The sequence below is a fragment of the Bacteroides sp. RCH18 genome, from assembly GCF_058231005.1.
Genome location: NZ_JBIPTC010000002.1, coordinates 1089346 through 1114223, shown reverse-complemented (window position 1 = coordinate 1114223; position 24878 = coordinate 1089346). Strand labels below are relative to the sequence as shown.

Here is a 24878-nt window from a genome sequence, read left to right as displayed (position 1 = left end):
CTGTCTGGTTCCTCTTTTAGCTTGATGGAATCTCCATGCACGACGCATAGAGTCCTTTTATATAAGTTGTATATATTGTAACGTAATACCTTAAATCAATAAATTCCTGTTGTATTAATTAGCTGCTTTGGAAAGAGTGAAGCTATAAGTTCCCTTATTATCCTTAAAGTTGTAGCTACCTTTAAAGCTTACGGGTACCTTAACCAGACAATTACCCTGGTCGCTTACACGGAAATAGAGATAAGAAGTTGAGCTGAATATACTGTTTCTTTCAGCAGTAGTAGATAAGGAAGCTCCATAACCCTGCCAGTTGAACAGGTCAGTCGAGGAAGAGTATGTAGTACCTATATAAAATACTCCGCCGTTATTATCAATATTAAAGTTGATGGAAACACACAATGCGAATTGTTCTACGAAAGCACCGCTTCTGGTACGGGCCTGATATTCTGCAAGCATCTTCACTTCTTTTCTGTCACCACTTTCGTAGTATCCTTCCAAAGTTTCCGATTCACAGTTACGGATGGTATTACCGTTCTGACGAAGTGCTTCAAGCACACTTGCCATTTCTTCTGCAGTCACAGAGGGTACATCGCCTACTTTAGAGTCGACAGTTGCAGATTGTATACCATATAAAGATATCATGGATTCAAAGCTTGAAGAGTTGTCTTCAAAACTATCACTTTCAGCATTAGAACATGCTACAAAAGTTAATGCCAATACACATGCGAAAAAGAATTTAATTGATTTCATATTAGTTCCTCCTAAATTTTATTTGTTTTTTTAATTTGTTTGCGAACTGTTGTTTGTTATTTCGTCCGCTTCTTACACTTCATATTGTTTATCTGTTCATGTTCCTTAGGAGGGAATCTTTTAAACTTAAGTTGTCTTATTTATCTTTTCTTGTTTGTTTGTACACTGCAAACATAGGCGTTTTATTCAATAGAAAAAACTTTTTAGGAGGCAAAATGAATGAATTACCACTCTTTAACGAACGAAATACAGCTTATTCAAGCACTTGAATAAGATATGCAAGTTCAAATTACCACTCATACGTAATTCATTCAACACGGACGGTAAAAACACCATCTATCATCAATGAATAATATACCACCTATAAAAAGAATGATATACCACCCTACTTATTAATTTCCATTGAAAGGAAAGAGAAGAAAGATGAATCCACCAATTAACGTCTATTCATATAACCGTTACTTTTGTAGCATCAACAAACAAAACCCATCATGCGATGAAAAAGAAAAGAATCTTATTTTTGTTCGTTACCTTGTTTGCTTCTACCTTATTATATAGTCAGGTAGTCGGAGTGAAAACCAATCTCGTAATGGACGCGATGAAAATTATCAATCTCGGAGCCGAAGTCGGTCTGAGTAAAAAGTTAACGCTGGACTTGTATGCCAACTATAATCCGTGGAAATACAAAGATCAGAAGATGATGAAGATGCTCGCCATCCAGCCGGAACTCCGCTACTGGTTCTGCGACAAGTTCAATGGACACTTTGTGGGATTCCATGTACATGGAGGCGTCTATCAGGCTGCCGCCATCAATATGCCCTGGGGCATCTGGCCGGAACTGGAGGACCACCGTTTCAAAGGCAACTTCTTTGGTGCAGGTATTTCCTACGGTTATCAATGGATTCTTGCCAAGCACTGGAATCTGGAAGGGAATATCGGTGTAGGTTACGCACGTGTCAAGTATGAGCAATTCGAATGCAAGACGTGCGGTGAGAAGGTTAGCGAAGGACATAAGAACTATTTAGGTCCCACGAAAGCTGCTATCAGTTTAATCTATTTATTCTAAAACAAAACAAATATGAAAAAGATATTATGCATACTCTTCTGCCTGCTGCCTGTATTGGGCGGGAAAGCGCAGACACTCTATAGAGATCAGGTGCGTATAGAGAAAGAATCTATCACACGCAATGAAGATAACAATGTGCTGAGCATCGATATGGATATCGTGATGCAGGAAAATCTGAAGCTCTCCTCCAATCATGTCGCCACCCTCACTCCGTTCCTTGAATCGAATGGTCGCACTAAGATATTACCGTCCATCGTAGTTTACGGTCGCAAACGGGAAGTAGTGAACCAACGCAATAACATCACTCCGGTTTCGGAGAATACTTACAGCGTAATCCGCCGTAAACACAATAAGGAACAGATAATCAACTACCACCAGCAATTCCAGTTCGAAGCCTGGATGCGTGATGCGGAAATGAAACTGAATATTGATGTATGCGGCTGCTGCGACCTGAAAGAGGAGACCAGCGGTGAATTAATCACCCGTTTGAACATTTCACCACTGGTGATACAGCCGTCTATTTCTTATATAACACCACAGGCAGAAGCCGTCAAGCACCGTGCCATAGAAGGAAGTGCCTTCCTTGACTTCCCGGTGAATCAAATTATCATCCGACCGGAGTACCGTCGCAACACAGTAGAACTGGCTAAGATACGTGCAACGATTGACAGTGTACGCAATGATGACAAGACCACCCTCAGCAGCATAAGAATTCACGGTTACGCATCACCGGAAGGAAGTTACGCCAACAATACCCGACTGGCAAAAGGTCGTACACAAGCATTGGTAGATTACGTGACCAGTTATTACAAGTTCGACAATAAACTGATCACTTCAGAGTATACTTCTGAAGACTGGGAAGGATTCCGCAAGTTTATCGCAGCCTCTTCATTGGAGAAGAAGGACGAGATACTGAAACTGACGGATGACTCGACACTGGACATAGACAAGAAAGAACGTCAGATCGCTCAATTGGCAGGTCCGCAAACTTATAAATATATATTGGAAGAATGTTATCCGGCTTTGCGTCATTCTGACTATACCGTTAACTATACCGTACGCGGATTCAACCTGGAAGAAACCAAAGAGATTATCAAGACACGTCCGCAACTGTTGAGCCTGCAGGAAATCTACCGTATTGCGGAAAGTTGCCAGCCGGGAAGCGAAGAGTTCAACCATTCATTCCAAGTAGCAGCCACCATGTTCCCGGATGATCCTATTGCCAATCTGAATGCAGGAGCCATGGAAATACAGAAAGGCGGAGACCTGACAACAGCAAAGAAACATCTTGCCAAAGCTGATCAGAAAGCAGCGGAAACGCTGAATAACCTGGGAGTCATCGCACTGCTGGAAGGCGACTACGATGCGGCTGAGAAATATTTCAATGCAGCAAAGGCCGGTGGCCTTGCCACTCAGGCTGACACCAATATGAAGCAACTAAAAAGCATCAGAAATTACCCCAAAGAATAATAACAAACAATTTTACCCCAAAACACAGACGCACTACCTGAGAAGGCAGTGCGTTTTTTTTATTATAATCATCATATCATCGGCTTAACAATCTCCATTTTTAAGCCTAGTGCATCAATGATACGAAAGAAAAGTCCGACTCCCGGCTCAATCGCTCCTTTCTCAATTCTAGATATATAGGACTTGTTGGTACCTACCTTTTCTGCCAATTCAGCTTGTGTCATTCTTTCTTGTTTCCGTGCATCACTGATCAATTGCCCCACACAATAAGAATATGCCTCTTTACGAAATTCCTCTCTTTCGGGGGTACCTACCTTGCCGTACAATTTGTCTAATACAGCATCCATACTTCCAACGTCAGGGTTTACTTGCATAATATTCATTTTTAAGTGCAATTTTTAATTCTTTTATTTATGGCATTTAACACCCACCAACATAAATATTCATGGAATGTCTTTTTTATTTTCAAGCGTTTCAGCCCTTCCAGCCATCCGCCACAACCGCCTGCCAGCAGGCGAAAGCGGCTGAAAGCCGCCCCCGAAAAAGCAGCCTTTCAGCCTTCAGTCCTTTCAGCCGGAAAATCACCGGAGCGTCGGCTGATCTCTGGATGTCCCGTAGAATCCGGGAACAGGGACATAGATCGGCTGATTACGCAATCCGATATTCTGCAACTTTCCTTCCTGGCAAATCCTCCGGATATGAATCATAGCCGTAGAACGTACCATGCCGCACAAAGACTGAAAATCTCTGCGCTGCATCATCTGATGCGTACTGAAATACTCCTTCAGTAATATATCAATCTCTACTTCCGAAAGTTTGGACGAATGAAAATTCTTCTTCAGTTGCTTTACCTTGATTAATCCGATAGAGTTTTTCAGTTTCTGATCCGAACGAAAGCGGATAGCCTTCAGTTTGATTTTCATATTCCGTCGTGGAGTGTCGGCGGCTATCTCTTCCGTAGCAGTCAGCGTGGGATAAAAATAGCCGATGCCGTCCAAATGCACCTGCCGTCCTTCTCCCAACTCCTCTCCCATGACTTGCGAAAGTGCATCCAGTACAGCAGTCACATCAACTTCATTCAGCGTACAACGGGATTGAATCTTACTCCTCATTTCGTCCGTATCTACCTGACCATTGTAAGCAATGCGGGGATGAAATCTTTTTTTCTTCGGTTGATCCGGTGATACCGGGTTCTCATACCAGTCAAATAATATAGCCATAGCTTCCTCTTTTATTAAATAAGTACTTCTAATCTGTTATTCCTACGGAAACTTCCGATGAAAGAAGCTTCATTTTCATCGGCTAATGTACTATGGCTGCCCGGCTAATGGAGATTAGCCGATTGACTAATGAAGGATAGCTGATCAGCTAATCTGCATTAGCCTCTGATGTTTGCGCCTTCAAAGTTACAACAGAAAGGCAGGAAAACCTAATGATTCCTACGTTATTTCATAAACGGAAGTATTTAAAGGAATCTATCGAAAACACTTGCAAATCGCTATCCCCGCATTGTAACTTTGATGCACGAAACTTAAAAAAAGAACAAATATGATGGAAAAAGTAACCCAAATGATCGCCATGCTGATAAAGGCATGGAAAAAAGAGAGCGTATCACAGATTGACACACCTCCCGTTCCCGCAACGCCCGAATCGAAGCAGCAGTCTCCCAACAACTCCGCCTGCCTGACGAAACGGGTCAACACCTTTCTGCAAACTCACTATGACTTCCGCTACAACCGCCTGACGGAAGAAACAGAATTTCGCCCATTAAGCGGAACAAAGACCGAATTTCGTCCCATCGGAAAACGTGAACTGAACACACTCTGCATGGAAGCTCATGCAGAAGGCATTTCCTGCTGGGATAAAGATGTGAGCCGTTATATTTATTCCACACAGATCGGAGAGTATCATCCCTTCCGGCTTTATATGGACGAACTTCCTCCCTGGGACGGCATCGATCGGTTGACTCCGCTTGCCCGACGTGTATCCGCACTACCTCTATGGGTTAAGGGATTCCACACATGGATGCTGGGACTGGCTGCCCAATGGGAAGGAAAGACGGGCGTCCATGCCAACAGCCTGGCTCCCATCCTAATCAGTGCCGAACAGGGACGGATGAAATCGACTTTCTGCAAATCGCTGATGCCCAAAGTACTGCAACGTTACTATATGGACAATCTCAAACTGACATCAGAAGGACAGGCAGAACGTCTTCTATCAGAAATGGGACTGATCAATCTGGATGAATTCGACAAATATGCAGAGAGTAAAATACCGCTTCTGAAGAATTTAATGCAAATGTCGAGTCTCCATGTCTGCAAAGCGTATCAGCGTAACTTCCGGGACTTGCCGCGTATCGCTTCTTTCATCGGAACTTCCAACCGCTCCGATCTGATGAGTGATCCGACAGGCAGCCGCCGTTTCTTCTGTGTAGAAGTAGAAAAGCCGATAAATTGTGAGGGAATCGAGCATGAACAGATCTTCGCCCAGCTGAAAGCGGAGCTTGCTGACGGGTGTCCGTATTGGTTCGACAAAGAAACGGAACGTGAAATACAACAGAACAATGCACCCTTTTACCGTACTTGCCCTGCCGAAGAGGTATTTCTCAGCTGTTTCCGCACCACAGCCTCAGCAGAAGAGAAATATCTGCGACTTTCTGCCGCCGATATTTATAAAGAACTGAAGAAACGGAATGCTGCCGCTCTGCGAGGTTTCAATCCGAACCATTTTGCGCAAGTACTGATAAAAATGGGGGTAGAACGGAAGCATACGGAATATGGGAATGTATATTTGGTGGTAAGACGATGATTGAATTTGGTAACACAGCTGAAAGCACTGAAAGCGGTATTCCTTGTTTTCAGGGTAGTGCTTTCAGCCGGAATGCCGATGAACAAAGAGTTTCATGATAAAACTGAACAATCTGAACCCTAATCGGTGCCATAATTCTCAGTGTGATGCAAAGCAGTAGTAAATCATTCAAATCGAGATGAACGAAACACAATTTCACTAACTTCCCACACATTAGTTGCAAATTCTATTCGCTCTATCTAAAATAGTTGAAGAAAATAATAAAATAATAACAGCGGTAAATAGAAAAGATGGGCGGCAAAACATTCATTTAGGCCAAAAATCATTCAACAAACGATCAATTCACCCATCTTAAATACCCATTTAAAAGATTGAAAAATTCACCTTAAAAATTGAAAAAAACACCAATTAACGATTTCGCATTTCTCCCATACCTTTGCAATGTCGATAAGGAACAAAAGTTTCTTGCGAAACAAACAAAAAGAACAAAACAATAAAATCAGTATATAAACAATTAAAGAAACATTGCCTATTAGAAACAAACAAAATCATTCCTCTCGGAAGTTACTTCTTTTTCCTTATATAATATAAGGGCTTCCTATTAAAAAGAAAATGATGTTTTAACAAAACAAACGGTCCTCATCCTTTAGATGACCCTCCTCAAAAGAAGAAAAAAAACAATTAGCACAGTATACATTATATATAGTGTGAGTGTGCAAACCCCAAAAAGAATTATAGCATCACACATTAAAATCAAAACAAAAATGAAAGTAAAAAATTTATTATTAGCAGGTTTGGCAGTAGCAGCCATGACAGCTTGTAGCAATGACGAAATCGTAGACAGCAGTGCTATAGCAACTGGTGAAGACGCAAGTATTAGAATCAGCTTTTTAGCTCCTGCATCAGAAACTAGAGGTGTAACTGATGGTGGTACAAATGCAGGTTCCATGGATGAATCTAAAATTACTAAAGCAACAATCGTATTGGATTACAATGGAACAAAACGAATTGTAAAAGAGAATATGACACTCAGTGGCAGTCCAGATGGAAACAATGTAAGAATTGCTAGTACTGATGCATTTGTTGTATCAGCAGGAACAGCTACTATTTATGCATTTATCAATCCAACAGATGCATTGAACGCTGCACTCACTGCGGGCACTGCTTACAATAGTTTAGTTATCGGAACCCAAGCGTGGACAAACCTTGATTATCTCACAACGACTGTAGCTGCTAAAGATATGTTCCTAATGAGTGGAGCCTCAGATGGTACATTTAATATTGTAGCAGGTAGGGATGACAATGAAGTTGAAATAGACGTAAATCGTGTAGCTGCTAAATTAGAAGAACTTACAGATGCTAACAAAGCATTTGAATTACAAGCACCAACAGTTACTTCTAAAGATGGTAAATTAGTAGCTGTTAAAATTACAGACCATTCTTATTCAAACTTGACCAAAAATTCATATGCATTACCACAAGCCAATAGTTGGACAGGTGAGAGCACTTACTTCCAGCCAGTTGCTAATGGTGAATTCTCATGGATTACTACCAGCGTTACTTATTGTTTAGAAAACAAAGTAGGAACTGCATATAATACCGCAAAAGCAACTGCAACAAATGTACACTATAAAGGACAAGTTTATTTTTATGAAGCAGGATCAGAAAATTATGCAGCAGCTGGCACATTCTTCGTTAAAACATTCTATGATGGTGCAACTAAAAGAACTATATACACATCATGGAATCAAATGAGAAATGATTTTGGTAATCTTCCGGAAACAGAACCTGCCAACGAAGCTGACCTTAAAGGTTATGAAATAGAAAAATACACAAATGGCGTTTGCTATTATGATGCACCAATTCAACATGTTGGCAAAAATTGTACTATCGAACGTAACAATTGGTATAAACTTACAGTTACTACTATTGATGATCTTGGCTGGCCGGGTGCACTTCCTCCTCCTCCAACAGCACCAACTAAGTTAATTGTAATAGCTCAAATTCAACCTTGGACAATCCATAACAACAACATTGGCCTCTAAGTTTCCATTTAATAAGAAATCAGGAGAGAAAAAGCTCTCCTGATTTACATCTTCCACTTGCATTGTATCCAAACAAAACATCAGCTTCTAAAAGCATAAAAAGTAAGAATAATGAAACGAATACTAACTACCATACAAGAAAAGGCAAACAAGATATTGTTGCTCACAATATTGGCTGGTGCAATCACATCCTGTGACTCAGTCTTGAATTACGATGAAGGAGATTGCAGCATCGAATACTGTGTAAAGTTCAAATATGACTATAACATGGAAGAAGTAGACGTTTTTGCCGAACAAGTAAGAACAGTGACACTTTATGCTTTTGACGACAATAACAATCTTGTCTATCAGAATACAGATGAAGGTGAACCATTAGGTGAGGGAAATTATTCGATGAAAGTGGATATAGACCCATCTCAATATCGCTTGGTTGTATGGGCAGGATTAAATGACGAATCATTTGCAGTTCCTTTATTATATCCGAATCAAGCAAAGATTGATGAACTTACTGTAAAAACATTACGCAAACAAGCTACCCGAAGTACCTCGGAAGACGAAAAGGACCAATATATAGTAGAAAACAGCTTATATTCACTTTGGCACGGTGAAGTTAAAAAAGGACCTACCACCCGTAGCGGAAGACAACAAATCACCAATGTGTCATTAGTTAAAAACACCAATACCATCCACGTTAGTGTTGTACAAGTAAACCAATCTAATGCCCCCATAACGAAAGCATTGACAGAAGAGAGCTTCCAATGTGCAATTTATGATGACAATGGATATATGAATTATGATAATTCATTACTTGAAGATAATCTTTTGACGTATAAGCCATACAATACAAAAGCCGAAATTGTAAAAACAAGAGCCTTCAGCGCAGAAAACGAACCCGCTAAAGAATACAACGGCATCACTTGTGATTTGAGTGTGGCAAGACTTGTAGGGGGACAAACCCCCGAATTGACAATTAAGAATTCTAAAACACAAGAAGTTTTATTCCACAGTTATGACTTGATAAAATACTTCGAAGAAGTAGATGCCGAAAAATACAAAAATCGCAACTACTCTCTTCAAGAATATTTAGATCGTGAAGATGAATATTCTATTAAGATTTTTGTAGACGAAAAACTTGCACTGATTAAAACTGTGATTGACGTAAACGACTGGATTATCCAACTCAATGACATCGAACTTTAAAATAAAAAAACTAAAAATGAAATACTCTAAATTGACATATTATTTGCTGGCTATCTTCTGCATTATGGCAACGTCGTGTGTCACGGATGGAGTTATGGATGATTATCCAGATAACAGCGACAATCTTGTGCTGCTTGATGGTGCACATATCAATTTCGTTCTTACTTTTCCTGAAACATCTACAAGAGGGATTACCGAAGACGATGGCTTGATAAATGAACGAAAAATAGATGATATACACATATATACATTCCAAAACGACAAATTCGTTGAAGAAATAAAATACATCCTTATAAGCGGGGTCGATGGAGATACAAAAAGAATTGTTGAAGGAAAGCTATCTGAAACTTACGCTACTGCCCAATCTATGGAGTTTGTTGTAATTGTAAACGCCGAAAATAAAGGAGTCACTAACATTTCTATAGAAAAAGGTGATAGCAAAAAGACGTTATATAATAAGTTAATATTCAATTACGAAGATCATGAGGACTGGTCAACATATATTCCGATGTGGGGAGTAGGTAGCATTACTGATATAAAAAATGGGATTTATAATATAGGAGATCTTACTTTAAAACGTGCTATTGCTAAAGTAAATGTAACAGTGAACGAAGGGAAAGGAATTGAAGGATTTCAAATTGATGAAATCATACTTCATAATTATAATACCCAAGGATTCTGCGCACCGCTTGATGCGAACGAAGCACCTTTTATTCCCGGTTCTTCCAATATATCCGGCAATAGTCTGACATCCGGTAAACTGTCAGGAGCAGAAGGAAATAGAGTTGAAAACCGATTCTATATTCCGGAACACAAAAATGTAAGAATCGATGAAGACAGCAAGTTATATCTGACAATCAAAGCGACAGTGAAAGGAATCTCCAATACATATACACTACGTTTTATAAAAGATGATTTAGCATACGATGTTTTACGAAACAACATGTACGTATTCAACATTCAAAGCGTAAAAATGGACGATGTGGAAATAAGTTTAAAGTATGAGGTAAAAGTGTGGGAAAAGGAAACTGTAGATGTTCCGTCATTCGATTAACTCAAAGAAGAAAATAAAATGAAAAAGCAAAACAACATATTAGCACATACAAAACAGGCTTTAAGTCTGGCGCTAACTAGTATCCTATTCTTTGCCTGTCAAGATGATGAAATAATCAAAAATAGCACAGTAGAAGAAGGCATACCTGTAGAGGTAGAATTCAGCCTATCGGCAACAGAGATGACAACAGCAGTTACCCGTGGATTGCGAGACGAAGAAGAGTTTCAAATCAATGACCTATACTTGCTCATATTCGACTCAAAAGGTGAGAGAAAAGAAGGTACGCACTATTATGATTCAGAAGAATTATTAGCATATAACCATAATGGAAGCCAGAATAAGCCAACTTATGGCGAAATCTTAAAAATACATACAACAAGCGGGAAAAGCTATATCTTTGCGGCTGCCAATGTAAGTAATAACCAACTTAATGGAGAGAATAACATAAAAAAACAATTAGATGCCGTAAGAAACATAGAGCAATTCAAAGCAACTACCGCTACGCTGAATTCGAAAACAGATGCTGCACAAGTAGAGCGTACACAAGCAGCATTAGTTATGTGCGGAGCATATACTCCCAACCAACCTGGCACAACAGAGGCAGAAGGTGAATGCATCATCCCAACGAAAAACAGTGCTATCACAAATGGAAAAATCATATTAGAGCGATTGGATTCGCATATCACATTCAATATAACATGGGGAGCCACAGATTCAAAAGTTACCTCTTTTGAATTGACTGGATGGAGAGTATATAATGTCCCTGTTAAGTCCTATCTATTCGCACAAGATAAAGACGCAGTGGGAGATAGCGAGAACCATTATGCAACGAGTCCTTCAGTTTTTAAAGCAACAACTGATAGAGAGAATAATACATGTTCTTTCGACTTCTATATGCTTGAAAACAGAAAAAATGCAAAGATTGTTGCGGATGATGGGAGCACATTGAAGAGTTATGCAGCAAGAGAAACGGAAGAGAAGAATGCTGATGGCACAAATAAGGGAATATATAAATATGTTGAGCCTTATGCTACCTATGTAGAAATTAAAGCCAATATGGAATTGCTAAGCAGCAATGACGAAAATGGCAAGAAGATAGCAAATGTTACATATGTTATTCATTTGGGCGGAGGAAGCGATGACTTCACTAACTTCCAAAGCAAACGGAATATTAAATATACATATAACATAAGTATCAAAGATACAGAAGATATTCGTGTAGAAGTTCAAGAAGATAACGAAAGGCGCCCAGGTGTAGAAGGTGATGTAATAGATGCAAAAACCAAAGTATATACTCTAGACTCTCACTACAGTTGCTTTATTTTGGGATTGACCAAACAAGAGACTAAAGATATGAGTTTTATTGTAAAGACCCCTTTTGCTACTGTCACCAATGAATCAAATAAAAGCGAACGTGAATTAGGAGACTATAAATGGATCAGATTTGCTCCCTGCACATCGAACAAATTAGCTCTCTACCCTGCAAATGGTGAAGGATTAATAGACCTATTTGGTCTATCCAAACATATACAAAGTCAAGATGGAGCAGATGACAAAACATTCTATTATACTGTCTTTGTGGACGAATATTATTATAATGAACCTCCTAAAGGACAAAACTGGAATAAACCATACTGGCAATATTTTGTAAATAAAGAAAATAGATATGCCATTCTTTTATTTGCTCCTCTATACAGTGCGGATAAAGAAAGTAGCTATGCAGACGCTCAATACCTGATCACCCAAAGATCTATCCAGACATATTACAGTACTACCAACTTTAATAAGGATCAAACTGCATTAGGATTAGAGCACGTAAATGAAACAGGAGTGCCGCCGAATAATGCCCCAGATATTACTGGTAGCTTCAATACATCTAATGGTTTCTACAATATGTATTACAAATTTATAGTAGAAAAAGATATTAAAAATTGGTCTAAAGATCATGCAGATATGACTGAGCCTAATACTAACGGATATACATTCAAGATAACTAAAAATAGTGGTTGGTCTCATTGTTTATCACGAAACAGGGATGAGAATGGAAATGGTATCATTGATCCTGAAGAAGTAAAATGGTACTTACCAGCCAGAGATCAGTTGAGTGGGATGTATCTAGGAGCAGAAAGTTTAATAACTCCTTTGTTTAACGCAGACGCACATCCTGAAAAGGTAATATCGGGAGATACCAGATATCATTTTCTTTTAAGTAATGATCAAAAGTTGTGGGCAGAAGAAGGAGCCTCTCTTGGAGCAAGAACTGCTGATAAGGGTTCCCCTAAAGAATTGAGATGCGTACGAAATTTAAATCTAGACATGAATTCAAGTAATGCACAAAATATAAATAGTAAAGTGAGTAATGTTTTCACATATGACGAAACTACACGTGTTTTTAATCTTGAAAAAATGGATAGTAAAAATATACGTGGCAAAGTTGATTCAGGAGAATTGGGATTACATCATAATTTCAGCATTACCAATAGACCATACAAAGCATTTCAGATAGCTAAGGACTTTCTTAAAGCGTCGAATGGCAAGTGGGCTAGCCAAGTAAAAATAAACAAGCTCAACGAAAGCAAGTGTCGCACCTATTCTGAGAAACTAGATAAAAGTGACAAAGGCAAATGGAGAACACCCAATCAAAGAGAGTTTATGATTATGTATACGCAGAGCGTAGACTTCGTTCGTTATTTCAAATATAATAATAAGGAGTATGTCAGAGCATATACCAGAACAGAATGGAAATATAATGCAGACAGGCATTTTGGCTACAATGAAGGCATATTATTCTTAGATAGTGGTCAATCATTTGAAATAGCATTGCGTTGTGTCCGCGATGTTGATGTAGATGCCAACGGGAATATAATTGAAAAATAGATTAATTAATAAAAACTAAATACTCAAAAACTGAATATTATGAAACCAAATGACATCCTGCAGTTAGAATCATCGGATACGCGTCAAGCCTATCTGTTTGAAGAGAACGGACGCTGGTATGCTTACGAACATTCAGCCAACCGAATCGAGAAATTTGTGAAGGGCTTTGTAGACTTCAAACACAAAGTGCAAGATGTCTGCGGTCGGATGAAAGTAGAAATCGACCTCAGTATTTTGGAAAAGTGTTCCATCACGCTGTGTGAAGATTCACTGCTTGTACTTGATTGCCCTGCAGCCTAAAAACTGTAGAAGAGTATAAGCTTCATAACTCGTAGTAAGAAATTACACAATATATTGTTTGTTTTGTTTGTGTTCCTCAATCCACTCAGAGGCAGCTTGTGAAAGTAGCGCTGAGTGGGTGGGGATTTTTTGTGCACAAGTTAAACAGGTTTGCTATCTATGTATTACATAAAATGTGTAACGTAAAATATGTAATAGCCAAAATACTTCTGCGACCAGAAAAAACAGAAGAATGATTTCTGATTTACAAAATGAGCATAACCTGACACTGATAACTCCCCGCAAATAGAAATTATTTATTTTTTGACTAATAATCTTTGTTTATCTCTTATAAACCTGTATATTTGGAGTATTATAACTGATACATTTATATTAATACAGAATTACTATGAGTCATACCATCTTCCTAATCATCGCCCTCGTCACTACAGGAATTTTTCTTATTCAATTCGTATTATCCATTTTCTTCGGAGACATAGATGCAGATGTGGACGTGGATGCTGATATCAGCAGCGTAGTATCTTTCAAAGGTCTCACCCACTTCGGGATCGGATTCGGATGGTATATGTACCTCGTAGGAAATGCCGATATAGCAAGTTATGCAATCGGAATTCTGGTAGGTCTGTTCTTTGTCTTTGCCGTATGGTTTCTTTATAAGAAAGCCTATCAACTGCAGCAAGTGAACCGGTCTGAAGAGACCGATCAGCTGGTAGGACGGGAATGCACCATCTACTTCAAGCAAAGTGATAACAAATATACAGTACAGACAAACCGGGACGGCGCCATGCGCGAAGTGGACGTGATCTCCGAAACCGGGAAAGCATATCAGACCGGAGACAGAACAATCATCAGCAGCTACAAAGACGGAACTTTATACATTAAATAACTATTCAAATACACAATTTTATGACACAAGAAATGCTAATCATGGCTGCTATACTAGTGGCGGTCATTCTGCTTACTTTTATCGGTATCCTGTCGCGTTACCGTAAATGTAAGAGTGACGAAGTCCTCGTAGTATATGGTAAAACAGGGGGAGAAAAGAAATCAGCCAAGTTATATCACGGTGGAGCCGCTTTCGTATGGCCGATCATTCAGGGCTACGAATTCCTTTCTATGAAACCATTGCAGATAGACTGTAAACTGACAGGCGCCCTATCTGCACAAAATATCCGTGTGGACGTACCTACTACCATCACCGTAGCTATCAGCACAGACCCGGAAGTGATGCAGAATGCTGCCGAACGTATGCTGGGACTGACGATGGATGACAAACAGAACCTGATTACGGATGTAGTATACGGTCAGATGCGTCTGGTGATTGCGGACATGACTATCGAAGAGCTGAACTCCGACCGCGATAAATTCTTGTCGAAAGTAAAAGACAACATCGACACGGAACTTCGCAAGTTCGGTTTGTATCTGATGAACATCAACATCAGTGATATCCGCGACGCTGCCAACTACATCGTCAATCTGGGTAAGGAAGCTGAAAGCAAGGCTCTGAACGAAGCACAAGCCAACATCGAAGAACAGGAAAAGCTGGGTGCTATCAAAATTGCCAATCAGATAAAGGAACGTGAAACAAAGGTTGCGGAAACCCGCAAAGATCAGGATATCGCCATCGCCGAAACTAAAAAGCAACAGGAAATCTCTGTAGCAAATGCGGATAAGGAGAGAATCTCTCAGGTAGCCTTTGCCAACGCAGAAAAAGAATCGCAAGTGGCCAAAGCGGAAGCGGAAAAGAATATCCGCATCGAGCAGGCAAACACCGAAAAGGAAAGCCGTGTCGCCGAACTGAACTCCGACATGGAAATCAAACAGGCAGAAGCTGCTAAGAAAGCGGCTATCGGACGTAATGACGCACAGAAGGAAGTGGCCTTATCAAATGCCGAATTAGCCGTCACACAGGCAAATGCCGACAAGCAAGCCGGTGAAGCCGCTGCAAAATCGGAAGCTGCCGTACAAACTGCCCGGGAAATCGCCCAAAAAGAAGTGGAAGAAGCAAAAGCGAAGAAAGTAGAATCTTCACTGAAAGCTGAAAAGATCGTTCCGGCAGAGATCGCAAGACAGGAGGCTATCCTTCAGGCAAATGCCATCGCCGAAAAGATTACCCGTGAAGCGGAAGCACGTGCAAAAGCGACTTTGGCACAAGCGGAAGCGGAAGCCAAAGCTATCCAACTGAAACTGGAAGCGGAAGCAGAAGGTAAGAAGAGGTCATTGCTCGCAGAAGCAGAAGGTTTCGAGGCTATGGTCAGAGCAGCAGAATCGAACCCTGCCATCGCCATCCAATACAAGATGGTAGACCAATGGAAGGAAATTGCCGGAGAACAAGTGAAGGCTTTCGAACACATGAACCTAGGCAATATCACCGTATTCGACGGAGGAAACGGAGGTACAAGCAATTTCCTCAGTTCACTGGTGAAAACAGTAGCCCCAAGTCTCGGTGTACTGGATAAACTGCCTATCGGCGAAACGGTAAAGGGTATCATCAATCCGGAAAGCAAAACGGAAGAGAAACCTGCCGGAAAGCCGGAGGAGAAAAAAGAAGAGAAGAAGAAATAACCAATAAATTATTTCATAGAGATTGCCTGCCTTCATTTTGAAGGTAGGCATTTTTTTATATCTTTGCGAGCAAAATATTAAAAATGAATAACCATAAACTTCACCTTCTGCCTTTATTTATATTGATTACGGGGCTTGTCACTCTCACTGCCGGCTGCAAAAAGAAAGATATGTCTCTCAAACTGAACGAACCCCGCAACATCCGTGGTGTAGTCAGTTACAAACGTTCTTTCCCGGATTTGAATGATAAACATCTCGCCGTGGCCCAAGCCGTCGGCATCTGCCCGCCGGAAGACAGGGACGCCGCCGAAAAGATGAAAGAACAGCTTATCCATATCACCGACAATCAATTTTATACGGTAGATTCTCTGACGCATTCTATCCCCTATCTGGTCCCCCGCGCCAGCGAATTGCTCGACACCATCGGCTCCAATTTTCTTGATTCACTGACAGCAAAAGGGTTGAACCCGAATCAGATCATCGTCACTTCCGTACTACGTTCGCAGAGTGACGTGAAGCGTCTCCGCCGTCGGAATGGAAATGCTTCCGCAAACTCCGCCCATTGCTATGGCGCAACCTTTGACGTCAGCTGGAAACGATTCAAAAAGGTGGAAGACGAAGACGGACGACCTCTGCAGGATGTCAATGCCGATACCTTAAAACTCGTTCTGTCTGAAGTATTGAGAGACTTGCGCCAAGCCGATAAATGCTACATAAAATATGAATTAAAACAGGGATGTTTCCACATCACTGCACGATGAGTATAAATTGCTTAGAATTTAGACTGGATAGTACAAAACCTTCAGACTAAATTTTGCGTTATGATGGGAAACGGCTATCTTTGTACGAATCCAACGCTAAAAAGAATCAGATTATGAGTAAGCTATACCCTATCGGCATACAGAATTTTGAAAGCCTCCGAAAAGACGGCTATTTCTATGTAGATAAAACAAGACTTATTTACCAATTAGTAAAGACCGGTCGTTACTACTTCTTGAGCCGTCCCCGCCGTTTTGGAAAAAGTTTGCTGATTTCGACTCTTGAAGCATATTATCAGGGAAAAAAAGAACTTTTCGAGGGACTTGCCATCGAACAACTGGAAAAGGATTGGATAAAGCACCCGATACTGCATCTGGACTTGAACAATGAAAAGTATGATACCCCCGAAAGTCTCGACGGAATACTCAATGATAACCTGGAGAAATGGGAGAGCCTGTACGGCGCACGCCCATCGGAAGTATCTTTCTCCCTGCGTTTTGCAGGTATCATACAACGTGCTTACGAACAGACCGGACAACGTGTCGTTATCCTTGTGGATGAATATGACAAACCCATGTTGCAAGCTATCGGAAATGAAGAGTTACAAAAGTACTTCCGAAATACGCTGAAACCTTTTTATGGCGCATTAAAAAGCAAAGACGGATGTATCAAACTCGGTTTTCTGACAGGGGTAACTAAATTCGGTAAAGTAAGCGTATTCAGCGACCTGAATAATCTGATCGATATCTCAATGGATGAACAGTACGTAGAACTTTGCGGTATCACGGAAAAAGAAATCCATGATAATATGGAAGAGGATGTGCAAATATTGGCAAGCAAACAGAAAATGACTTATGAAGAAGTATGCTCCGAACTGAAAGAATGTTATGACGGCTATCACTTCGTAGAAGACTCCATAGGAATATATAACCCGTTCAGCTTGCTCAATACATTCTATAAGATGAAATTCGGCAGCTACTGGTTCGAAACCGGTACCCCGACTTATTTAGTGGAATTACTGAAGAAATCGAACTATGATCTTCAGCGTATCACACATGAAGAAACGGATGCAGAAGTACTGAACAGTATTGATTCGACCTCCAGGAATCCGATACCGGTTATCTATCAGAGTGGGTATCTCACGATCAAAGGGTTCGACAAACGTTTCGGAATTTATAAGTTAGGTTTTCCCAATCGTGAAGTAGAGGAAGGTTTTGTTAAATATCTCCTTCCATTTTATACCAGTATAGATGCAATTGAGTCTCCTTTTCAAATTCGTAAATTTATTGATGAAGTAGAACTAGGTGATTATAACGCCTTCTTCCATCGTCTGCAAAGTTTCTTTGCTGATACACCATACGAACTGATACGTGACTTGGAACTGCACTATCAAAACGTACTCTTTATCGTATTCAAACTGATCGGTTTCTATGTAAAAGCTGAATATCATACTTCACAGGGAAGAATTGACCTTGTTTTGCAAACCGATCACTTCATTTACGTGATGGAATTCAAGCTGGATGGGACTGCCGAAGAGGCGCTTCAACAAATCAATGACAAACATTATGCACAGGCATTTGCCACTGATGCACGAAAACTATTCAAGATAGGTGTAAACTTCAGCAAAGAGACCAGAAACATCGAGAAGTGGATAGTAGAAGAATTGCAATAAAATTCACCCGTAAACAGCCGAAGAATCCAAAACGTTTCACTAAATTTGCAGAAATTTTTCTTTAATACGATTCAATGATAGAGAAACTGATTGTTCTTGAGGATATTGACCCGGTTATTTTTTACGGTGTAAACAACGCCAATATACAGTTAATTAAAGCTTTATATCCGAAGCTACGCATCGTTGCCCGCGGCAATGTCATCAAAGTGCTGGGCGATGAGGAGGAAATGTGTGCCTTCGAAGAAAATATCACCAAACTCGAAAAATACTGTGCCGAATATAATTCGCTGAAAGAGGAAGTCATCATCGACATTATAAAAGGGAATGCTCCGCAAGCGGAACAGACCGGAAATGTGATTGTTTTCAGCGTTACCGGCAAGCCCATCATCCCACGAAGCGAGAACCAGCTGAAACTGGTGGAAGGCTTTGCCAAAAACGATATGGTATTCGCCATCGGTCCCGCCGGTTCGGGAAAGACATATACTGCCATAGCCCTCGCCGTCCGTGCGCTGAAAAACAAAGAGATCAAAAAGATTATCCTCAGCCGCCCCGCTGTAGAAGCCGGAGAAAAACTCGGTTTCCTGCCCGGAGATATGAAAGATAAGATCGATCCGTATCTGCAACCATTATATGATGCTCTGCAGGACATGATCCCCGCTGCCAAGTTAAAGGAATACATGGAATTGAACATTATTCAGATTGCTCCGTTAGCATTTATGCGCGGACGTACGCTGAATGACGCAGTCGTAATCCTCGACGAAGCGCAGAATACCACCACACAACAAATCAAAATGTTCCTCACCCGTATGGGTATGAATACCAAAATGATCGTTACGGGAGATATGACTCAGATTGACCTCCCCGCCTCACAAACTTCGGGACTGGTGCAAGCACTCCGCATCCTAAAAGGGGTAAAGGGAATCAGCTTTGTAGAATTGAACAAAAAAGATATTGTACGCCATAAACTGGTGGAACGCATCGTAGATGCTTACGAAAAATTCGACAAGGAGGCGAAAGCCGAAAGGGAGAAACGAAAGAATGAACAACAGGTTATCAACGGTGAACGACCGGTGAAACAGGTCAACAACTAATCGTTTCTGTGATTTGTAACTTGTAATTTGTAATTATAATAAGACAATGAAAGCATTAACAAAAACAGATTTCAACTTTCCGGGACAAAAAAGCGTGTACCACGGAAAAGTGCGCGATGTGTACAACATCAACGGCGAAAAACTCGTCATGGTAGCAACCGACCGTATCTCGGCTTTCGATGTGGTTTTACCTGAAGGTATCCCTTACAAAGGCCAAATGCTGAATCAGATTGCAGCCAAATTCCTCGATGCCACTACTGACATCTGTCCGAACTGGAAAATGGCTACACCGGACCCGATGGTTACTGTCGGAGTTTTGTGCGAAGGCTTTCCGGTAGAAATGATTGTACGCGGCTATCTGTGCGGTAGCGCATGGCGTACTTACAAAAGCGGCGTACGCGAAATCTGCGGTGTAAAACTGCCGGATGGTATGCGCGAGAACGAGAAATTCCCGGAACCGATCGTTACCCCGACAACGAAAGCGGAAATGGGACTGCACGACGAAGATATCTCTAAGGAAGAAATCCTGAAACAAGGACTTGCTACTCCCGAAGAATATGAAGTCCTTGAGAAATATACACTGGCTCTCTTCAAACGCGGAACTGAAATCGCTGCTGAACGCGGTCTGATCCTCGTTGATACAAAATATGAATTCGGTAAGCACAACGGCACTATCTATCTGATGGACGAAATTCATACACCGGATTCAAGCCGTTATTTTTACTCTGACGGCTATCAGGAACGCTTCGAAAAAGGCGAACCTCAAAAACAGCTTTCTAAGGAATTCGTTCGTGAATGGCTGATGGAAAATGGTTTCCAAGGCAAGGATGGTCAGAAAGTACCTGAAATGACTCCGGCTATCGTACAGAGCATCAGCGATCGTTACATCGAATTGTTCGAGAATATCACCGGTGAGAAATTTGTGAAAGAAGATACCAGCAACATCGCTGAACGTATCGAAAAGAACGTAATGAATTTCTTGAGCAAATAAGCATGGATTACCCACAACAACATATCAAGCCTTACAACGAAGACGGTAAGAAAACCGAGCAGGTGGAACGCATGTTCGATAACATTGCGCATGCTTACGACAAACTGAATCATACCTTATCTTTAGGTATAGACCGCAGCTGGCGCCGTAAAGCCATTGCCTGGCTCCGCCCCTTCCGCCCACAGCACATCATGGATGTTGCCACCGGAACGGGAGACTTTGCCATCCTCGCTTGCCGTGAACTGAAACCCGACGAACTGATCGGGACGGATATCTCGGAAGGCATGATGAACGTGGGTCGTGAAAAAGTAAAGAAGGAAGGACTCTCGGACAAAATTTCTTTTGCCCGGGAGGACTGCACTTCTCTCTCCTTTGCCGACAATAGATTTGACGCTATCACCGTAGCATTCGGTATCCGCAATTTTGAAGACCTGGACAAAGGTCTCTCCGAAATGTGCCGTGTACTGAAACCGGGCGGACATCTGGTTATCCTGGAACTGACTACTCCGGATCGCTTCCCCATGAAGCAACTGTTCACCATCTACTCGAAAGTTGTTATCCCATTGCTTGGCAAACTTCTCTCCAAAGACAACAGTGCCTACCATTATCTGCCGGACACTATCAAAGTATTTCCCCAAGGGGAAGTCATGAAAGGAGTCATATCGAAAGCCGGATTCGGCGAAGTTCATTTCCGACGGTTGACATTTGGTATCTGCACACTTTATACGGCGACAAAATAATGAAGAATGATGAATAATTAATTTAATCCTTTCGTGTCATGGAAAAATACGGTTTAATCGGCTACCCCTTGCGACATTCGTTTTCAATCGGCTACTTTAACGAAAAGTTTAGATCCGAAGGCATCAATGCGGAATATGTGAATTTCGAGATTCCCAATATCAATGATTTTATGGAAGTTATTGAAGAGAATCCCAACTTGTGCGGGCTCAATGTCACCATCCCCTACAAAGAGCAAGTGATTCCTTTTTTGAACGAACTCGATCGGGATACAGCTAAAATTGGCGCTGTAAATGTCATTAAGATTATCCGCCAACCGAAAGGAAAAGTAAAACTGGTCGGCTACAATTCCGACATCATCGGTTTTACACAATCTATTCAGCCGTTGCTACAACCTCAGCACAAAAAAGCACTGATCCTCGGCACCGGAGGTGCTTCCAAAGCTGTTTACCACGGACTCAAAAATCTGGGTATCGAAAGCATATTTGTATCGCGGACGCACAAAACCGACGATATGCTGACTTACGAGGAACTGACTCCGGAAATCATGAAGGAATACACCGTTATCGTCAACTGTACTCCGGTAGGAATGTACCCCAAAGTAGATTTCTGCCCCAACATTCCTTACGAACTGCTCACTCCAAACCATTTGCTCTACGATTTGTTATATAATCCAAACGTCACTCTTTTCATGAAAAAGGGAGAAGCACAAGGGGCTGTTACGAAAAACGGTCTGGAAATGCTACTTTTACAGGCATTTGCCGCTTGGGAAATATGGCACCGATAAGATAAAGGTGCTGACAGCCGTTTTCTGATAGAGTTAAGAATAAGGGCGTGATATTTTAATTGAGGGGATTTATTATGAAGAAAAGAGCAGTCTACAGCATTATTATTATCATGCTGGTATTTACCAGTTGCACAATCGGCGGGAGTTTCTATATGTTGAATTTCTCCTTGACGCCGAATGCCAAAATATTGTCTAAAGACGCCGATTCATATCCCTATATGTACAGAAACTATCCTTTCCTGCGCCCGTGGGTGGATAGCCTGAAACAAGTGAATGCACTGAAAGATACATTCATTATCAATCCGCAAGGCATACAGCTACACGCCTTTTACATCGCCGCACCTGCTCCAACCAGTAAAACGGCTGTAATCGTTCATGGATACACCGACAATGCTATCCGTATGTTTATGATCGGCTATCTGTATAATCGTGATCTGGGATATAATATCCTGCTTCCCGACTTGCAACATCAGGGAGAGAGCGAAGGACGAGCCATCCAAATGGGATGGAAAGACAGGATTGATGTTTTGCAATGGATGAACATTGCAAATGAAATCTTTGGAGACAGTACTCAAATGGTAGTACATGGTATCTCAATGGGAGGTGCCACTACAATGATGGTATCCGGCGAAAAACAGAAACCTTTTGTGAAATGTTTTGTGGAGGATTGCGGCTACACCAGTGTATGGGATGAATTTTCGCACGAACTCAAATCTTCTTTCCACCTGCCTGCTTTCCCGTTAATGTACACTACAAGCTGGTTATGCGAGAAAAAATACGGATGGAACTTCAAAGAAGCTTCCTCACTTAAGCAGGTAGAGAAATGTGAGCTGCCCATGCTGTTTATTCATGGAGACAAAGATACATATGTCCCCACATGGATGGTTTATCCGCTTTATGAAGCAAAGCCGGAACCCAAAGAACTCTGGATCGTACCGGGAGCAGCCCATGCCCTCTCGTACAAAGAGAATAAACAGGAATACACCGACAAAGTACAGGATTTCGTCGGGCGGTATATTTATTAAAACTATTATGAAATCAATATTGACGCTTATACTTGCTACTTTTCTACTAATTCCACTGCAAGCCCAAGAAAAAGTATATACGGTAGACAACTTGCCGAAAGTACATCTGCAAAATAAAATGCAGTATGTATGTAATCCGGCAGGGATACTTTCGCAAGCTGCCTGTGACACAATAGACTCTATGCTCTACGCTCTGGAACAACAGACGGGGATTGAAACGGTAGTTGCCGTAGTTCCCTCGATTGGTGATATGGAGTGTTTTGATTTTTGCCATCAGCTTCTCAATCAATGGGGAGTAGGCAAAAAAGGGAAAGATAATGGGCTGGTTATCCTGTTAGTCACGGACCAACGCTGCATCCAGTTTTACACCGGATACGGTTTGGAAGGGGTACTTCCCGATGCGATATGTAAACGCATCCAGACTAAGTACATGATTCCATATCTGAAAGACGGCAACTGGAATGAAGGAATGGTAGCCGGCATCCGGGCGACTTGCCAGCGACTTGACGGATCAATGGAAAATGACTCGCTTTCTGAATCGAATAATGAATCGATGGATTTCATTTTCGCAGTTATCCTGTTCGCTGTAATCGGTGTAGGGATAGCGTTCTTTGCCGCAAGAAATCAGAGCCGTTGCCCCAAATGCGGGAAACATGCCCTGCAAAGAACCGGAAGCAGACTTGTATCGCGTGTCAATGGGGTAAAGACGGAAGATGTCACCTATACTTGCAAGAACTGCGGAAATACAATCATACGTCGTCAGCAAAGCTACGATAGCGACTATCACAACAGAGGCGGCGGAGGCGGTCCGTTCATCGGCGGATTCGGAGGCGGCGGTGGATTCGGAGGCAGTGGCGGAGGCTTTAGCGGCGGCAGCTTCGGCGGAGGAATGGGAGGCGGCGGCGGAGCCGGTTCACGATTCTGACCCCAACAAATAATATTAAATAATCAAATACTCATAAAAAAGTAAGAAACATGAAAAAGTCAATTATCATCATTTTAGCCGTTGTGGCTATCCTTGTCATATGGGCAGTCAGTGTATATAATGGTCTTGTCACCATGGATGAGAATGTAACCGGTCAATGGGCAAATGTAGAAACTCAATACCAACGCCGCGCAGACCTGATACCCAATCTTGTAAACACCGTAAAAGGATATGCTTCACATGAGAAAGAAACATTGGAAGGAGTGGTAGAAGCACGTAGCAAAGCCACACAGATCAAAGTGGATGCTGACGGCCTGACTCCGGAGAAACTGGCTGAATATCAAAAAGCACAAGGTGCTGTTACTTCCGCACTTGGCAAATTGCTCGCTATCAGCGAAAGTTATCCTGACCTGAAAGCAAACCAAAACTTCCTCGAACTGCAAGCTCAACTGGAAGGTACTGAAAACCGTATCAATGTAGCCCGTAAAAACTTCAATGATGCGGCACAATCATACAACACCAATATCCGCCGTTTCCCGAAGAATATATTTGCAGGGATGTTCGGATTCGATAAGAAAGCATACTTTGAAGCGGAAGAAGGAAGCGAAAAAGCTCCGAAAGTAGAGTTCTAAAGGATGATTTCTTAAAGAGCTTCCAGGCTAAAATCGGAATCGCCGTTACCTGATTTATTCAGATAACGGCGATTCCGGCTCTGAACCACCACGAAAGGACTTCCATAAAAGAGCGTTAAAAAG

22 protein-coding genes are annotated in these 24878 nt (G+C 41.4%); 19 read left to right on the top strand and 3 right to left on the bottom strand.

Features of this window, described 5'->3' with window-relative positions:
* Positions 1–114: 114 nt before the first annotated feature.
* Positions 115–750: a DUF5033 domain-containing protein gene (locus ACHLI0_RS19530; RefSeq protein WP_234118277.1), complete on the bottom strand. Its 636-nt coding sequence runs from the start codon at positions 748–750 to the stop codon at positions 115–117.
* 496 nt (positions 751–1246) lie between these two features.
* On the opposite strand from ACHLI0_RS19530, the gene ACHLI0_RS19525 reads away from it, so the two are divergent.
* Together ACHLI0_RS19525 and ACHLI0_RS19520 are read left to right on the top strand one after the other, a co-directional pair.
* Positions 1247–1816 carry a DUF3575 domain-containing protein gene (locus ACHLI0_RS19525; protein WP_048694237.1) on the top strand — a complete coding sequence of 190 codons (570 nt, stop codon included), beginning with the start codon at positions 1247–1249 and terminating at the stop codon, positions 1814–1816.
* 12 nt (positions 1817–1828) lie between these two features.
* The gene (locus ACHLI0_RS19520) at positions 1829–3286 is read left to right on the top strand and encodes a DUF3868 domain-containing protein (protein WP_490749882.1); all 1458 of its coding nucleotides are present in this window, start codon (positions 1829–1831) and stop codon (positions 3284–3286) included.
* A 71-nt stretch (positions 3287–3357) separates the two neighbouring features.
* Here the strand turns inward: ACHLI0_RS19520 and ACHLI0_RS19515 are convergent, their stop codons facing one another.
* Together ACHLI0_RS19515 and ACHLI0_RS19510 are read right to left on the bottom strand one after the other, a co-directional pair.
* Positions 3358–3660, bottom strand: coding sequence for a helix-turn-helix transcriptional regulator (locus ACHLI0_RS19515; RefSeq protein ID WP_048694281.1), 303 nt, complete (start codon positions 3658–3660; stop codon positions 3358–3360).
* 207 nt (positions 3661–3867) lie between these two features.
* Positions 3868–4506, bottom strand: a complete 639-nt coding sequence (locus tag ACHLI0_RS19510) for an HU family DNA-binding protein (RefSeq protein WP_048694232.1) — start codon at positions 4504–4506, stop codon at positions 3868–3870.
* A 328-nt stretch (positions 4507–4834) separates the two neighbouring features.
* Here ACHLI0_RS19510 and ACHLI0_RS19505 point away from each other — a divergent pair, with 328 nt between their 5' ends.
* The 17 genes from ACHLI0_RS19505 (at position 4835) to ACHLI0_RS19425 (ending at position 24755) form a co-directional block, all read left to right on the top strand.
* The gene (locus tag ACHLI0_RS19505; protein ID WP_490749881.1) at positions 4835–6094 is read left to right on the top strand and encodes a DUF3874 domain-containing protein; all 1260 of its coding nucleotides are present in this window, start codon (positions 4835–4837) and stop codon (positions 6092–6094) included.
* Positions 6095–6858: 764 nt separating this feature from the next.
* Positions 6859–8139 carry a fimbria major subunit gene (locus ACHLI0_RS19500; protein ID WP_490749880.1) on the top strand — a complete coding sequence of 427 codons (1281 nt, stop codon included), beginning with the start codon at positions 6859–6861 and terminating at the stop codon, positions 8137–8139.
* A gap of 111 nt (positions 8140–8250) precedes the next feature.
* A complete protein-coding gene (locus ACHLI0_RS19495; RefSeq protein WP_490749879.1) occupies positions 8251–9339 on the top strand; it encodes a FimB/Mfa2 family fimbrial subunit in 1089 nt (362 codons plus the stop codon).
* Between the two features lie 16 nt (positions 9340–9355).
* Positions 9356–10393 (top strand): FimB/Mfa2 family fimbrial subunit, encoded by a 1038-nt coding sequence (locus ACHLI0_RS19490; RefSeq protein ID WP_490749878.1) that lies wholly within the window; start codon positions 9356–9358, stop codon positions 10391–10393.
* A gap of 18 nt (positions 10394–10411) precedes the next feature.
* Positions 10412–13270: a DUF4906 domain-containing protein gene (locus tag ACHLI0_RS19485; protein WP_490749877.1), complete on the top strand. Its 2859-nt coding sequence runs from the start codon at positions 10412–10414 to the stop codon at positions 13268–13270.
* A 39-nt stretch (positions 13271–13309) separates the two neighbouring features.
* Complete coding sequence (locus ACHLI0_RS19480) at positions 13310–13570, top strand: hypothetical protein (RefSeq protein WP_490749876.1); 261 nt, start codon at positions 13310–13312, stop codon at positions 13568–13570.
* A 388-nt stretch (positions 13571–13958) separates the two neighbouring features.
* Positions 13959–14456, top strand: a complete 498-nt coding sequence (locus tag ACHLI0_RS19475; protein ID WP_008764425.1) for a hypothetical protein — start codon at positions 13959–13961, stop codon at positions 14454–14456.
* Positions 14457–14476: 20 nt separating this feature from the next.
* Positions 14477–16135, top strand: a complete 1659-nt coding sequence (locus tag ACHLI0_RS19470; RefSeq protein WP_008764424.1) for a flotillin family protein — start codon at positions 14477–14479, stop codon at positions 16133–16135.
* 83 nt (positions 16136–16218) lie between these two features.
* Positions 16219–16896: a DUF5715 family protein gene (locus ACHLI0_RS19465; protein ID WP_008759894.1), complete on the top strand. Its 678-nt coding sequence runs from the start codon at positions 16219–16221 to the stop codon at positions 16894–16896.
* A 113-nt stretch (positions 16897–17009) separates the two neighbouring features.
* On the top strand, positions 17010–18566 hold the full coding sequence (locus ACHLI0_RS19460; RefSeq protein WP_490749875.1) for an ATP-binding protein: 1557 nt from the start codon (positions 17010–17012) through the stop codon (positions 18564–18566).
* Positions 18567–18640: 74 nt separating this feature from the next.
* Positions 18641–19657 (top strand): PhoH family protein, encoded by a 1017-nt coding sequence (locus ACHLI0_RS19455; RefSeq protein ID WP_048696890.1) that lies wholly within the window; start codon positions 18641–18643, stop codon positions 19655–19657.
* A 46-nt stretch (positions 19658–19703) separates the two neighbouring features.
* Entirely contained in the window at positions 19704–20648 is a 945-nt protein-coding gene (locus tag ACHLI0_RS19450; protein WP_048696888.1) for a phosphoribosylaminoimidazolesuccinocarboxamide synthase, read from the top strand.
* Positions 20649–20650: 2 nt separating this feature from the next.
* Entirely contained in the window at positions 20651–21388 is a 738-nt protein-coding gene (ubiE, locus tag ACHLI0_RS19445) for a bifunctional demethylmenaquinone methyltransferase/2-methoxy-6-polyprenyl-1,4-benzoquinol methylase UbiE (protein ID WP_234118291.1), read from the top strand.
* A gap of 38 nt (positions 21389–21426) precedes the next feature.
* Positions 21427–22173, top strand: coding sequence for a shikimate dehydrogenase family protein (locus tag ACHLI0_RS19440; RefSeq protein ID WP_490749874.1), 747 nt, complete (start codon positions 21427–21429; stop codon positions 22171–22173).
* 74 nt (positions 22174–22247) lie between these two features.
* A complete protein-coding gene (locus ACHLI0_RS19435) occupies positions 22248–23198 on the top strand; it encodes an alpha/beta hydrolase (RefSeq protein WP_490749873.1) in 951 nt (316 codons plus the stop codon).
* A 7-nt stretch (positions 23199–23205) separates the two neighbouring features.
* Positions 23206–24123 carry a TPM domain-containing protein gene (locus tag ACHLI0_RS19430; RefSeq protein WP_490749872.1) on the top strand — a complete coding sequence of 306 codons (918 nt, stop codon included), beginning with the start codon at positions 23206–23208 and terminating at the stop codon, positions 24121–24123.
* 50 nt (positions 24124–24173) lie between these two features.
* Positions 24174–24755 (top strand): LemA family protein, encoded by a 582-nt coding sequence (locus tag ACHLI0_RS19425; protein WP_151209254.1) that lies wholly within the window; start codon positions 24174–24176, stop codon positions 24753–24755.
* Positions 24756–24878 lie beyond the last annotated feature (123 nt).